General features: G+C 58.1%; 14 protein-coding genes, 1 pseudogene and 1 riboswitch. Of the genes and pseudogenes, 6 read left to right on the top strand and 9 right to left on the bottom strand.

Annotated features, from left to right (window positions below; genetic code table 11):
* Nucleotides 1–32: 32 nt before the first annotated feature.
* From QE444_RS18195 to QE444_RS18185, 3 genes are all read left to right on the top strand, one after another.
* A complete protein-coding gene (locus tag QE444_RS18195; RefSeq protein ID WP_081049679.1) occupies nucleotides 33–1,403 on the top strand; it encodes an IS3 family transposase in 1,371 nt (456 codons plus the stop codon).
* Between the two features lie 151 nt (nucleotides 1,404–1,554).
* Nucleotides 1,555–1,615: riboswitch (Fluoride riboswitch) on the top strand.
* Nucleotides 1,616–1,722: 107 nt separating this feature from the next.
* Nucleotides 1,723–2,106 carry a fluoride efflux transporter CrcB gene (crcB, locus tag QE444_RS18190; RefSeq protein ID WP_027597932.1) on the top strand — a complete coding sequence of 128 codons (384 nt, stop codon included), beginning with the start codon at nucleotides 1,723–1,725 and terminating at the stop codon, nucleotides 2,104–2,106.
* Nucleotides 2,107–2,116: 10 nt separating this feature from the next.
* Entirely contained in the window at nucleotides 2,117–2,467 is a 351-nt protein-coding gene (locus QE444_RS18185; protein WP_027597933.1) for a DUF190 domain-containing protein, read from the top strand.
* Nucleotides 2,468–2,632: 165 nt separating this feature from the next.
* Here QE444_RS18185 and QE444_RS18180 read toward each other — a convergent pair whose 3' ends face one another.
* From QE444_RS18180 to QE444_RS18165, 4 genes are all read right to left on the bottom strand, one after another.
* Nucleotides 2,633–3,796 (bottom strand): TDT family transporter, encoded by a 1,164-nt coding sequence (locus QE444_RS18180; protein WP_027597934.1) that lies wholly within the window; start codon nucleotides 3,794–3,796, stop codon nucleotides 2,633–2,635.
* A 129-nt stretch (nucleotides 3,797–3,925) separates the two neighbouring features.
* Nucleotides 3,926–4,300, bottom strand: coding sequence for a hypothetical protein (locus QE444_RS18175; RefSeq protein ID WP_027597935.1), 375 nt, complete (start codon nucleotides 4,298–4,300; stop codon nucleotides 3,926–3,928).
* Between the two features lie 22 nt (nucleotides 4,301–4,322).
* Nucleotides 4,323–5,786, bottom strand: a complete 1,464-nt coding sequence (locus tag QE444_RS18170; protein WP_309740543.1) for a YncE family protein — start codon at nucleotides 5,784–5,786, stop codon at nucleotides 4,323–4,325.
* 5 nt (nucleotides 5,787–5,791) lie between these two features.
* The gene (locus tag QE444_RS18165; protein ID WP_309740541.1) at nucleotides 5,792–6,145 is read right to left on the bottom strand and encodes a DUF305 domain-containing protein; all 354 of its coding nucleotides are present in this window, start codon (nucleotides 6,143–6,145) and stop codon (nucleotides 5,792–5,794) included.
* A gap of 135 nt (nucleotides 6,146–6,280) precedes the next feature.
* On the opposite strand from QE444_RS18165, the gene QE444_RS18160 reads away from it, so the two are divergent.
* Nucleotides 6,281–6,787, top strand: a complete 507-nt coding sequence (locus QE444_RS18160) for a sigma-70 family RNA polymerase sigma factor (protein ID WP_309740539.1) — start codon at nucleotides 6,281–6,283, stop codon at nucleotides 6,785–6,787.
* Nucleotides 6,788–6,816: 29 nt separating this feature from the next.
* Complete coding sequence (locus QE444_RS18155) at nucleotides 6,817–7,539, top strand: anti-sigma factor (protein WP_108576350.1); 723 nt, start codon at nucleotides 6,817–6,819, stop codon at nucleotides 7,537–7,539.
* Between the two features lie 100 nt (nucleotides 7,540–7,639).
* On the opposite strand, the gene QE444_RS18150 is transcribed toward QE444_RS18155, so the two are convergent.
* Together QE444_RS18150 and QE444_RS18145 are read right to left on the bottom strand one after the other, a co-directional pair.
* The gene (locus QE444_RS18150; protein ID WP_309740535.1) at nucleotides 7,640–8,044 is read right to left on the bottom strand and encodes a type II toxin-antitoxin system RelE/ParE family toxin; all 405 of its coding nucleotides are present in this window, start codon (nucleotides 8,042–8,044) and stop codon (nucleotides 7,640–7,642) included.
* Nucleotides 8,045–8,048: 4 nt separating this feature from the next.
* Nucleotides 8,049–8,330 (bottom strand): type II toxin-antitoxin system ParD family antitoxin, encoded by a 282-nt coding sequence (locus tag QE444_RS18145; RefSeq protein ID WP_133861218.1) that lies wholly within the window; start codon nucleotides 8,328–8,330, stop codon nucleotides 8,049–8,051.
* Between the two features lie 125 nt (nucleotides 8,331–8,455).
* Between QE444_RS18145 and QE444_RS18140 the strand changes: the two genes are divergently transcribed.
* A complete protein-coding gene (locus QE444_RS18140) occupies nucleotides 8,456–8,821 on the top strand; it encodes a DUF3742 family protein (protein ID WP_133861217.1) in 366 nt (121 codons plus the stop codon).
* An 18-nt stretch (nucleotides 8,822–8,839) separates the two neighbouring features.
* On the opposite strand, the pseudogene QE444_RS18135 reads toward QE444_RS18140, so the two are convergent.
* The 3 genes and pseudogenes from QE444_RS18135 to QE444_RS18125 form a co-directional block, all read right to left on the bottom strand.
* Nucleotides 8,840–10,377 (bottom strand): annotated as a pseudogene (locus QE444_RS18135) (conjugal transfer protein TraG N-terminal domain-containing protein).
* Between the two features lie 22 nt (nucleotides 10,378–10,399).
* Nucleotides 10,400–10,780: a hypothetical protein gene (locus tag QE444_RS18130; RefSeq protein WP_133861216.1), complete on the bottom strand. Its 381-nt coding sequence runs from the start codon at nucleotides 10,778–10,780 to the stop codon at nucleotides 10,400–10,402.
* 2 nt (nucleotides 10,781–10,782) lie between these two features.
* Entirely contained in the window at nucleotides 10,783–12,156 is a 1,374-nt protein-coding gene (locus QE444_RS18125) for an integrating conjugative element protein (protein ID WP_309740531.1), read from the bottom strand.
* Nucleotides 12,157–12,158: the final 2 nt, after the last annotated feature.

The raw sequence follows: 12,158 nt of genomic DNA, 5'->3' as shown, positions 1-12,158 counted from the left end.
CCGAAAGTTGGACGCTGCCTTGAAGGCGTACCATGCCCAAGTACTCTCTAGCGTTCAAATTGAAGATCGTCGCTCAGTACCAAAAGGGCGATTGCAGCTACGGCCACCTCGCTAGGGTGCATGACGTCAGCGTGGTGCAGGTAAAAGGATGGATTGGCGCCTATGCCAATCACGGAAAAGCGGCTCTACAAAAGCGTTATCGTTATCACAGCATCGATTTCAAGATCGAGGTGGTGCGACAGATCGTCGAAGGCCTATCAATCCGACGGGCTAGTGAGCGATTTAGTCTCAATCGCTCCCAAATGCAGCGCTGGGTCGATGCGTGGCAGAGGTATGGTATCGAGGGGTTGGCCAGCAAACGCAGAGGTGACTCCTTGCCCCTTCTTCCCGTTCCAGATCCATCCGCTTTCAAGCCCCACATCGCAAACCCAGTCCGAGAGCTGGAAAAGCAGGTTGCCTATCTGCAGGTCAAAAACGCCTTTCTGCGCAAAGCCATGAGCTTGGGTCTCAAGGACAGTGACCTGGACAATCAGCAGAAAGCACTTATCGTGCAGGAGTTGCGGTCACGATATCCACTTGATGCGCTTCTTCAGGGAGCATGTCTTCCTCGAAGCAGCTTCTACTACCACCTCAAGGTCACTCGCCAACCAGACAAACAAGGTGCCCGCAAAGAGAGCATCCGGACGATGTTCGCGCATCATCGGGGTCGCTATGGCTATCGCCGCATCACGCAGGCGCTACGCAATCAGGGGCAGCAGATCAATCACAAGGCAGTACAGCGGCTGATGGGCGAAATGTCGTTAAAGTGCACGCTGCGACGCCGTCGCTATCGTCCATTCACAGGGCCGGAGTCCTGCGTGGCGCCTAACCTGCTGGAACGCCGCTTTACCGCACCGCAGCCCAATCAGCGGTGGGCGACTGACATAACGGAGTTTCGTGTCAATCAAAACCGGCTATACCTGTCACCGATTCTTGACCTCTTCAATAAGGAAATTGTGGCTTTCGAGATAAGTGAGCGCCCATCGTTCGAGATGGTCTTACGTATGTTGAAAGACGGATTGAAGACCCTTCGGCCTCATGAGAAACCGCTCATCCATTCCGATCAAGGCTGGCACTATCAATACCCTGCCTACCAACAGCTGATCCGTCAGCATGGACTGACTCAGAGTATGTCAAGGCGAGCCAATTGCCTCGACAATGCGGCAATGGAAAGCTTTTTTGCAGTACTAAAATCTGAGCTTTTCCACTGCAACAGGTTCTCAAGCGTAGAGGAGCTGGCAGTAGCAATTCGGGCCTATATCGACTACTACAATAAGGAGCGAATCAAATTGGCACTGGGTGGGCGCAGTCCAGCTGAATATCGTCTGGCAATAGCGAAAGCTGTGAATACCTGTGACGAATAGGACGTTTGCCTCATAGCTACCGCAGAGTCGATCGGTTTCTAGACCCTCGGCGTTTGAGGAGTGCAGGCATGCTCCGGGTCTCAATAAGCAGTGGCAGGCATGTCGGCTTCAAGAACGAGCCATCTTCAAAGTCATCTGCTGCGCTGCTATGATCCGCTAAGGAGATGGCATTCCTCCTCAAACCGCCTCGTGCTGATGATGCCTACGTAACCCCTTGGCAGGGTGCGTAGGTGCGCCCTGTCTTTTTCGAGGACAGCGCTATGCACCGACCATATCCCTCCCCGGCCCCTAGTCTTCCATTCCCCTTGGGAGACGTTCCATGCTGAAGCCGCTCATAGCCATCGCACTCGGTGCGACCTTGGGTGCCTGGCTCCGTTGGATACTGGGCTTGAAGCTAAATGCCTGGTTCCCGTCGCTCCCGCCTGGGACGGTCGTTGCGAATCTTGTAGGTGGCTACATCATCGGAATGGCCGTAGCCATCTTCGCTGCTTGGCCCGGGATTGCGCCTGAATGGCGGCTGTTTCTGATCACCGGATTTTGCGGCGGCTTAACCACCTTCTCGACGTTTTCTGCTGAGACACTGATGCTAATCCAGCAAGGAAGGCTGCTCATGGCGCTGACTGCAATCAGCGTTCATGTCGTGGGGTCCCTGTGCATGACAGCCCTGGGTATCTTGACCATCAACCTGCTGCACCCACGCTAAAGGCAATAGCATGAACGACTATCTCGTTACGTTCTATACCGAACAAAATCGTCGCCATGAACATCAGCAGATTGGAGATTGGCTTCTGGATCTTGCTAAAGAGCTTCACCTAAGTGGCGCAACGTTGTCAGTGGCGGCTGAAGGCTTTGGCCAAGATGGAAAACGCCACTCCGCTCATTTTTTTGAGCTTGCCGATCAGCCCATCCAGGTAACGATGGCGCTGACTCAAATTCAACACGACATGCTGTTTCAACGCCTCGAATCGGAAGACTTGGCACTGTTCTACATCAAGACGCCTGCCGAGATTGGCACGGTAGGACGCCACCGCCCTTCCCAAGAGACAGAGTCATCCTCGTCCTGAGCTGACGCACCTTTGAATCGGTTAAGGCGGCCGCGGTAACCAACGGCATCAAGGGATGGCTTTCACTGAGCCCCATTTGCGGACTCATCAGCTCACTCGTCGTAGAGAGTGGGCTGATGGTCCTAGCTTGGTAGCGTTGCTCAGCGAGGCGCCACCTAATCGACCTCATTTGCGTGGTTGCAGATGAGCAATGCAAGGCGAGACGAACAGCGTCCCGCGGTAGGCACCGGCTAGGGTGCGTCCCGCGACCACCGCCCACAGAGCAGTCAAGGCGACGACCAAAAAGGCACCGAAGACGGTAAGGAAACCTGACCCAAGCGTGCTTCCCAAACGTAGCGTCGTGACGGCATAGACGCCCAGTGGAAAAGTAAAACCCCACCATCCCAGGTTGAAAGGGATGCCGTGGCGCGCGTACTTCAGCGTGATCAGTATGGCAAGGCTCATCCACCACAAGCCGAGTCCCCATAGTAGGATCCCGCCAATTACGCCTAGCCCCTGCGCGACGGCGCCAATTCCGGCCATACCGTGAGCAGCGAAGATGACCGGCGCGTCGCTGCCCATCACGAGCAGACCCAACGCACCTGTACCAATGGGGCCAAGCGATAACCAGCTCGATGCAGCCATGTTCTCGTGAGGCAGCTTGTGCAGTGCCATCCGCAATAGCAGGATCACGAGGACACTTAGGGCGACAGGTACCGAATAGGCCCAAAGCACATAGCTGGTCACCAGCACGGTGAATTGGTGCCCGCCATCGGCTAGGTGCGGTGCCAACAGCCCGCCACTGGCAGCGGCCACTTCGGCGGCTACCACAGGTAGCAACCATACCGCCGTCATTTGATCGATGCTGTGCTGCTGACGAGTAAACATCAGGTACGGAATCGCTACTCCGCAAACCAGTGCCATGGCCGCATCGACCCACCAAAGTCCGGTGGCAATCGTGACAGCCACCTCACCCCATCGTGGCAGCCCAAAGATCAGCATCCCGTTGATGATTGTTGCCAACCCCATCGGAATGGTGCCGAAGAACATCGATACGGTGGAGTGGGCAAAAATTTGCTTGGCTTCGTTGTAGAACAAGATCCAGCGAGCGGCATACAAGCCGCTGAATAGAACGAAAAGCAAAATGTTGAACAGCCACAGTCCTTCGGCGATCAGACGCAAGCCGGGTACCGACGCGGGAAAACTCGCTAAGGCGATTGCCAAAATACCGGTGCCCATCGTTGCCGCAAACCAGTTGGGGGTGAACTGGCGAACGACTTCGAGCGGCTGCTTGAGCTGGCTGAGCGGCTTGCCGCCGGTGCGCAGGGCTATAGCATCCTTTAATGTCATGAGGTGAGCTCCGCTGAGGAATGCAAACAGTCTAGCCCGGCTCGATTATCTGAAAAATTGAATATGATAAAAAAAGTAATCTACTAAATAGATAAGCAGTCCCCGCTGTCCGCAGGGACTGCTCCACGATCAAGGCTTCGCGACGTGCCAGACTTGATTGACACCTTCACCGGTCGTTTCACCGGGCTTGCTGTCCTTTACCCAGGTATAGAGTGGCTGCCCCTTATAGGCCCATTGCTGGCTACCATCCTCACGCTGTACTACGGTATAGCCGTCACCGCTCTTGGCCCCTGCCGGTGCCATCAGCGGCGGCCAGTTCTTGGCGCACGGGCCGTTGCAGGCGGACTTACCCTCGCTGTCCTTGGTGAAGGTGTAAAGCGTCATACCCTTTTCATCCACAAGCACCTTACCCAAGGTGGTGTCGCCAACCTTGGCGGGCGTGGCCGCCACGGCCAGCCCTGTCATGGAGAAAATGGCAGTGGCAATCAACACTTGTCTGAGCATGCTGGACCTCGATGGTTATTGGTTATTGGTATTTCGATTGGGGCACTTGCACTTGCACGGGAGCACCTGGCGCATCGGCTGCACCAGGTGCGATGACGAGGTAGCGCTGTTCATCCGCCTGGGATTGCTGAACCAATTGTCGTATCGGTCCTACCGCATTCACGATAGCTGCGCCGGCGGGATTGGTTTGAAAAGCGGCGAGAGACTCAAGAGCGCCGCTACCGTCTGCATGACGAGCCAACGCTAGTACGTAGGGCTGCTTGGCCACCAGGCCCGTAACCGAGGCCTGCAGGACCTGTGTCAAACCCTGGTCGAAAAGTGTCACCTGAGTGGTATGACGCGGGTGCTCACCCGGCGGAGCCAGGGCGATCTGAATACTCTTGGCGGCGCTTCCTAGAGGCTTGAGATTTGCCAGCCCAGCGCCCTGGGTAGCGGCGTTGGGAACGTAGACCAAAGCCTGAGGCGCCTGCCCCACGGGTACAGTGGTTTCAACGCTATTGGTCAGCGTATTGATGACGGCCACACTGTCAGCATTCTCCAGTCCCACGTACAGCCGGGTGCCATCTCCTGACGGCCAGAGACCGTGGGGCAAAGCGCCAACAGGAATGCTGGCGACTTGGCTGAAGTCATCGGTTCGGAAGACCTTGACTCGATTTTCCCCACCTACCGTTACATAGGCGAAGCTTCCGTGAGCATTGCGAACCAAGTTGACGTGATTAGTGATCGCGCCCGTATCAAGCGTCTTAATCAAGCCGAACGGCGGTTTGGCTGCGAATACCTGGGTCTTACCGACATCTTTTAGGGTGAACCAAACCTGTTGGCCATCTGCAGACGCAGCGATGTTGGGGCAGAAAGGACTCGCCTGAGCGACGCGGCCAACAATTCGATGCTCGGCAACCGAAACCACTACGGTTTCCGGAGTGAACGAGGAGCAGACGTAGCCATAGCGGCCATCAGGGGAGAAAATCTGCATGCCAGGGCCTGGCGGTACACCAATACGCGTCTTCTCTTTGAAAGTCACCGGGTCGATCACGGCGATATAGTCCTCGCCCCGTACCGTGACCCAAAGCTCTTTACCGTCAGGGGTGAAGAAGGCTTCATGAGGCGCGCGACCCAGATAGATTTTACCCTTCACCTGGTTGTTGGCGGTGTCGATGAAAGATACGGAGTTCGAGCCTATCGCTACGACGGCCAAGGTTCGCCCATCTGGCGAAAACCCTAAGCCATGCACCAGTAGCTCCCCCTTATACAGAGGGCTCAGGTTCTTGGGTTGGCTGTCGCCCAGGGTGATGACGCCGAGCAATTTTTCCGTGCTGGGATCAATCACCGATACCGTGTTGGAAAACTGCTCCGCCGTATACACACGGTCTTGGGCGCTAATCGCGATGTCCGTTTGTGCGGCAGCACGCGGAACTTGACCAGCTGAAGCGGTGCAGGAGATTACCAACAACGCAGCGGCGAGCGGGGTGAGCGACAATCGAGGCATAAGGATTACCGAGTGGGAGAGGCGGGCAATTCAGAAAGCGCCTGCTGCATAACGGCGATTTCTTGTTGCTGGGTAACAATGATCTCTTGGGCCAGACGGCGTAGGCGTTCGTTATGGCCATACCGCAATTGGATCCGCGCCATGTCGATCGCACCCTGGTGATGTGCCATCATCTGGGTCACAAAGTCGCGGTCTACGTCGCCACTGCTGGGCATGTGCATCGCGGCCATCATCTGGTTCATGGCCTGGCGGTTGTCAGCCTGCGCCGTGGCGGCGCTGCTGTCAGGTTCGGCCCAAGCAATGGGAAGCGCGAGCACCAGAAGGGGGATTGCCAACAAAGGGTGCTTGACTGAAAACACGTGGCGCTCCAGCAATTGGTGAGTTTCCAGTGCAGACGTTTGTATGGTCTGGGTTATTCCATACCTACAAAAATAAAAATTGTGGGGAATAAAAGGTCAGCTCAAGCGTCTGTCAGCGATACCAGGGGAACGTCCATGCTTGATGACGCCATGCTTTCTCAGCTGCTACCGTCTCTGCGTCGCTTCGCAAGATCGCTTACTCGTCACGAAGCCAGCGCCGATGATTTGGTCCAGAGTTGTCTAGAAAGGGCGCTTACGCATGGGAACACGCGCTGTCCCGACGGTGATGTGCGAGCCTGGCTCTTCACCATTCTGTACCGCCAATTCGTTGATGGCCGACGTCGTGAGCGCCGCTATGGTCGTCTGTTGGAGTGGCTGGGATTCCAAGAGGTCCCGGTTGAGCCTTCGGCTGAGACGATCTATCTGGATCAAGAAGCGTTGACGAATCTTGAGAGACTCAATGACGAACAGCGTGCCCTGCTGCTGTTGGTCGCGGTGGAAGGCATGAGCTATCGCGATGTATCACAGGCGCTTGGCATTCCACTGGGAACCGTCATGTCTCGTTTGGCGCGGGCACGCGCGGCCTTGAGACAGATCCACGAAAGTCCTTTGGCTACCGCCGCTTTGCGAGTATTGAAATGATGTATCGACCTCCTACTCCTGAAGAGTTGATGGCTTATGCCGACAATCAGTTGGATGCGCTGCGGCACGAGGAGGTGATGCGCTATCTTGCAACCCATCCGGAAGATGCCGCACGGGTAGCTGATATCCGCGAGCAGAATCGTCGGCTACGGCTGATTTTTTCTCCCGTGCTTGAGCCTTTACCGACACACCTTATGCCAGCAGTCGTGCGACACCGGATAGTCGCCAGACGTAAAAGACGTATGACTTATCTCGCTTCGCTAGTGCTGACGTTAGGCCTGGGTAGCGGCTTAGGGTGGCAGGCACGGGAATCGATGCTGCGGCGGGCGCACGTTCCAATGGCGGATGCCGTGGAGGCTTATCGACTATTTGCGAGCGCCGAGGGGCGGCCGCCAGTCGATGTAACCGGCCAGGACGGTGCGATTCAGCATTGGCTTGAAAGGACATTTGTGCAGGCGCCCGCCCTCCCTAACCTGGAGCGCTTCGGCTTGATCCCAGTGGGTGGTCGTCTCATGGCCACGGACACCGGCGCCGCCGCGATGGTGCTCTACCGGGATACGAAAGGGCGCCAAGTGATCTTCTATGTGCGGCATCCCAACAGCCAGCGCGACGTTGGCCACGGATCTCGTAGGGAAAGCGATGTTACGGCTGACTATTGGTCAGGACAGGGCTACAACTTTGCGTTGGTGAGTCCTAGCGAAGCATCGTTTGATACCTTGCGTGAGGCGATCTCGCAGAGGCCACCTCTCTAGTTCCCGTTCAGACCAGTGCTCGTTGCTTGAAACCAACCCTGTCCAACATTTGGGGGTCATTTCACCGAAGGCGGAGCCCTTTCTGGTAGGGCTTTTACCCTTAGAGCCCCCTTCCATTCGCTCCTTTGCTCCAGCCCATTTGGCCCTTTCGGTTACTGGGGCTGGCCAGATGTTCCTTGGGCTCCATTAGGTCGTGCAGCAGGCGCACTATCTCGATGACGTCGTCAGCCGCGATCCGGTAGAACACTACATGACGTGGCTGGCCGACGCGCTGCTCGGACGGAATACCCCTTTGGGCATGGGCCAGGTGGATGCTGCGCAGGCCCTCGTGCAGCTCATCGCGGGCACGACTCACAGGCCCGCAGAGATCGGTTGCAATCAGATTGAAGCTGCGTACTAGCAAGCTCTGGTAGCGCTTCCGGGCAGATGGGCCGAATTGCTGAGCGGAATACACCAGGATGTCGGCCAGGTCCTGTCGGGCCTTGGCGGAGATACGGTACTTCATCGGTTCAGTGGCCTATGCGGCTGTCTTCAACCGCCAAGCCTTCCAGGTACTGCTCCAGGTCCCCCCCGCTCACCTCGTCGAACCTTCCCTGCTCCAGCTGCTCGAGGGCTGAGCCCGTAGCGTTGCGCAAGGCTTCAACCTTGGCCGAGACCATTGCCTCTTGCTGAATCAGCAGACGGAGTCCGTTTCGAACTACCTCGCTGGCATTTTGGTAGCGACCGCTCTCAACCAGCCGGTCAATTTCATGGGAGAGCGGCTCGGGAATGACGATGTTTCGGGTAGGCATGGCGACTCCGGGTTAGAGCAAGGACAGCGCATGGCATTTTATGCCATGGCGGTTGCGGCGTCACCGATTGCGGCGTATAAGTGCCGTCGTAGAGCCATCGCGCTCCATGGAATGAGGCAGTAGCCATGACCACTCGCAAACCGGGATCTTCCGAAGATTGGACTCACCTTGGAAAGCTGGATACGAGCCGTTTGCTCGTACGGGCTGAAGGCGCCATTTGGACCGGTTTGGCTGGGGTGGGTGTTCCGGCCGGCATCATCAAGGTGTTGAAATGGTCGATGCGCGGTGCTGTATTGGCAGCTGCCGCAGTCTATTCCATTTACTTATTTATCCCCGTCGTTCTCGTATGCGCAGCGCTTTGGGTGATTACTCATTCTCCGCGAGGTGAGGACGTTTCTAAGTCCGAGAGCCCAAATGAGATTCTCGAGCTTCGGGAAGGACATACTGGGTACGGTTGCTACAATGACTCCAATCTGAAAGTTCACGATTGAAGCCATTGTGCTGTCCGGCTAAACACCCGTTCCGCGCTTCACAAATGAATTTGCTACGCGGCCGCTTGTATCCTTTGCCGATGCGGCATCGGTACTGAATCCGCTGATTACGCCGCCAAGCTGGTAGCCAGCCCAGCTAAGTGCCGCAATCCAAAACGCCGGCAGCACCAAGAACATCGTCCCCATCACGAAGTCCAGCAGCAAGTCGCCCTGGGCGTTGTTCATGCCCATCATGATGTTGAAGTTCAGATGGGGTGAGGCACCCATGATGTTGCCGTACAGGGCGTCGAGGATCGTGCTGTCGACCCAGCGGGCCAGCTGCAGCCAGAAGTCGACAAAGATCAGTGCGAACTGGGCGAAGGTCAGCGTCATGGCAACCTTCAGATCATAGGTGCCCAGCACCAGCACGATGGGGATGCAGACGATGAACGCCATCTTCAGGAAGGCCAGGACCATCGGCGCAGCCTGGCGAACACTGTCGATGGCCGGGTACATCGCTAGCGATCCCACTGCCTGACCTGCAGTGGCTGTGACGCGTGAGATGCTGCTGCCAATGCTTCCGCCTACCTGGCCACCGTAGTCTCCATAGACCTGCCCTTGGGGCAGCACCTGCTTACGGGGCGATACCAGATCGCGTATCACCTGGTCCTCTACCTCTTGCTGGTTCATCAGTTTCGCCCACTGGGCGAGCTGAGTGATCAGGCTGGGCTCCACCGCCGCCAACAGCCGCGCACGCAATCCGATTGTGCCGTCAGACCACCACTGCGAGCACGTTGGGTAGCCGCCGCCCCCGGTGGTCTCGGCCAGTCCCGCATCCCGCGTTTGGTCATAGGACCAGGCCTTGCGCGGTGTGTGTGAGCGAAACCCTGAAGCACTATCGCTGTAGTAGCCGCTGGTGCTCAGAAAGAACTTCGAGCCAATCCAGCTGACATCTTCGAACTGCGAGGCGGACAGGTTCGGCTGCGTCATGAACAGCTTGGCTCGGGCCTGGGCGTAGCAGTCATTTGTGAAGTCCGCGACCTCTTGGGCCAGCAGCGGATTGCCGATCCGGGTAGCGTTCACCTCCATGCGTAGCTGTTGCAGATCCAGTCCGCATGGAATGCCGGCGGCCGCGCCCGCGGTAAAGCCCTTTGAAAGAGCATGTACCACTGCCCACCAGATGGGAATCCGGGCGCTCTTGCCATTGAGGGTGCTGAAGCTCGTGCCCCATCCAGTCTCAGATGGCTTCAGCACGTCAACCTGACACTGCTTGGAGCGTGTCTTATCGTACTCAAGGGTGGAGAAACTCAGCACCGAGTTCGGCAAGGGCATGAGCCCGAGCATGATGACGAAGATGGCGACATAGAATCGGTTTTCGATCCGCCCCAGGCTCAGCGCTCCCTTGTTGCCGTCATCCTGGCCTTCGCCGCGGGCGCGCAACCGCTCCTGGATGACGATTGCAGCAAAAGGCGCTGCGAACAGGCCGGTGCTCCCGATTAGATCCCAGATGGCGCCATAGATCAGCCGCCCACCAGGGTCAGGTAATACTCGAGGTAGTCGTTGGTGTAGAGAACCATGGGTGTCTTTCTCTGCGTGGCGCTACAGGTGGAGTTGCAGTTCGTAGAGCGTAATGACGGCGATCGCCAACCACTCACAGCGGGCCAGGCGCCCGGCACCTTCTGGCAGCATTCGCAACCTCTGGCGAACTGGCCACCAGCCGGCCGCCAAGGCTGCATACACGACCAATCTCCAGACCTGCAGACCGCTACGGTGGGCCTCCGCCCACTGCCGGTAACCCGCAACGTCGCCAAACAGCTGTTGGATCAGCAGACTGCAGGCCAGCGCCAGCAGCACCGTGGTGAGCAAGATCACCGCTACCCATGCGAAGCCCTTCAGGCCGCCCTTGGCGAGTCGCAACACCGAGTTCTGCTTCCGCTCGCGGCTGATCTGCGGACGGCTCTCCGAAGAAACATTGCTCATGATTATTCGCCCTTCTTGACGGGTTTTTCGACGCGATCCAGTCGGTTCGGCATGGGGTCGCCCTGGAAGATGGTCTTGGAAGCATCCTTGCGCAGCGCAGCGCGCTGCAGGATGGTGGTGGGCGAGTTGCCGGCCAGCTCCCGGCGCATGTCCAGCTCGGTCTTGAGGTTCTGGATCTCGGCCTGCAGGTTGGCGGCGTTCTGGTCGACCTGCGTCTGGGCGACCTGGTTGGCGGCGACGTTGGGCTCCTGGCGGCCAGCGGCCAGGGTACGAACCAGCGACAGCGCCTTCTCGATGACATCCGCCAGAGAGACCTCGGACACAAGCCGCTTGGCCAGCACGTCCTGGTCCTGCTCGGTGCGCAGCGATTCGATGATGCCGCGGGTAATCGGGATGGAGTTGCTACCGGCCGCGGCCAGGTTCTCGGCTGTCATCGGTTGGGTGCCGGCGATCAGCGCATTCACCGCCTTGAGCTTGGTGTCGTAGGTTTCCTGAATCAGCGGGGTGAGGCCGACCCCAGCTTGGGTCACGGTCTTCTGGCAGTTGTTGCAGGTCTGCTGCTGTTGCTCGCCCAGGACGCGGGTGGCGAAGGTCGCGGCCTCCTGCGGCGACGAGCAGGTGCTGCAGACGAGACCGCCGTTGCAACTGCTGGCCGGGATCGAGCCAGTGGCGGTGGGTGAGCGGCCACTGAGCATGTTGTAGCCGGCCTTGGTGACGTCGCCGATCACCTTGATAGGCTGCTGGCCGCTGCCCCCGGCTTTGCTCCCACCGACCCAGGTGACGCCCTCATTCCCGCTCTTCTGCTCGACCTGGTTGATTGCGGCCACCGCATCACTGGTGCCGGCAGCGGCCGACTTCATCGCTTCACCCTCGGCGAGCTTGTTCCAGCCGACCTGGCCGCCGGCGACATCGAGCATCTTGTCGGCGATCGCGCGGCAGGTGCCCTTCGAGCGATCGAAGTCCAGGCGTGCCTGGCCAATGCCGTTGGTGATGAGGTTGTACAGCCCCGGGTTGGCACGCTGCAGGATCAGGCCGGGAAGGGAGCCTACCGCGGCGGTGGCGTTCTGTATCACCGAACTCATGATGGTCTGGAAGCCCTGAGTGGCCCCGTTGAGCTGGTTCTGCAGGGTGTTGGTGATGCTCATGTTTCCGCAGATCAGGTTGGTGTTCCAGCCTCCGCCAATCTGGATGCTGTCCATGTTGCCGACGCTGCCCATCGACACTGCGTTGCCGCCGCCGATGCTGTAGAGCACGTCGTCACCGATGACGCTGCCTTGGGACTGCACACGGTAGGGCTCAGCCGCCTGGACAGCACTGCCGAGGAGAAGGCTAGCCAGGCAGGTGCTGGCCAGCAGGGTGAGGCGAGTGGTACTCATGA

Origin of the sequence: Pseudomonas sp. SORGH_AS_0199, from assembly GCF_031453735.1 — a bacterium.
Classification (GTDB): Bacteria; Pseudomonadota; Gammaproteobacteria; order Pseudomonadales; family Pseudomonadaceae; genus Chryseomonas; species Chryseomonas aestiva.
The sequence above is the reverse complement of the archived record's forward strand: the minus strand, read 5'-3'. Positions and strand labels throughout refer to the sequence as shown.

What these genes read in the sequence shown, in the direction of transcription:
- QE444_RS18195 (WP_081049679.1), top strand. Translation starts at nt 33, where the DNA reads ATGCCCAAGTACTCTCTAGCGTTCAAATTGAAGATCGTCGCTCAGTAC.
- crcB (WP_027597932.1), top strand. Translation starts at nt 1,723, where the DNA reads ATGCTGAAGCCGCTCATAGCCATCGCACTCGGTGCGACCTTGGGTGCC.
- QE444_RS18185 (WP_027597933.1), top strand. Translation starts at nt 2,117, where the DNA reads ATGAACGACTATCTCGTTACGTTCTATACCGAACAAAATCGTCGCCAT.
- QE444_RS18180 (WP_027597934.1), bottom strand. Translation starts at nt 3,796, where the DNA reads ATGACATTAAAGGATGCTATAGCCCTGCGCACCGGCGGCAAGCCGCTC.
- QE444_RS18175 (WP_027597935.1), bottom strand. Translation starts at nt 4,300, where the DNA reads ATGCTCAGACAAGTGTTGATTGCCACTGCCATTTTCTCCATGACAGGG.
- QE444_RS18170 (WP_309740543.1), bottom strand. Translation starts at nt 5,786, where the DNA reads ATGCCTCGATTGTCGCTCACCCCGCTCGCCGCTGCGTTGTTGGTAATC.
- QE444_RS18160 (WP_309740539.1), top strand. Translation starts at nt 6,281, where the DNA reads ATGCTTGATGACGCCATGCTTTCTCAGCTGCTACCGTCTCTGCGTCGC.
- QE444_RS18155 (WP_108576350.1), top strand. Translation starts at nt 6,817, where the DNA reads ATGGCTTATGCCGACAATCAGTTGGATGCGCTGCGGCACGAGGAGGTG.
- QE444_RS18150 (WP_309740535.1), bottom strand. Translation starts at nt 8,044, where the DNA reads ATGAAGTACCGTATCTCCGCCAAGGCCCGACAGGACCTGGCCGACATC.
- QE444_RS18145 (WP_133861218.1), bottom strand. Translation starts at nt 8,330, where the DNA reads ATGCCTACCCGAAACATCGTCATTCCCGAGCCGCTCTCCCATGAAATT.
- QE444_RS18140 (WP_133861217.1), top strand. Translation starts at nt 8,456, where the DNA reads ATGACCACTCGCAAACCGGGATCTTCCGAAGATTGGACTCACCTTGGA.
- QE444_RS18130 (WP_133861216.1), bottom strand. Translation starts at nt 10,780, where the DNA reads ATGAGCAATGTTTCTTCGGAGAGCCGTCCGCAGATCAGCCGCGAGCGG.
- QE444_RS18125 (WP_309740531.1), bottom strand. Translation starts at nt 12,156, where the DNA reads ATGAGTACCACTCGCCTCACCCTGCTGGCCAGCACCTGCCTGGCTAGC.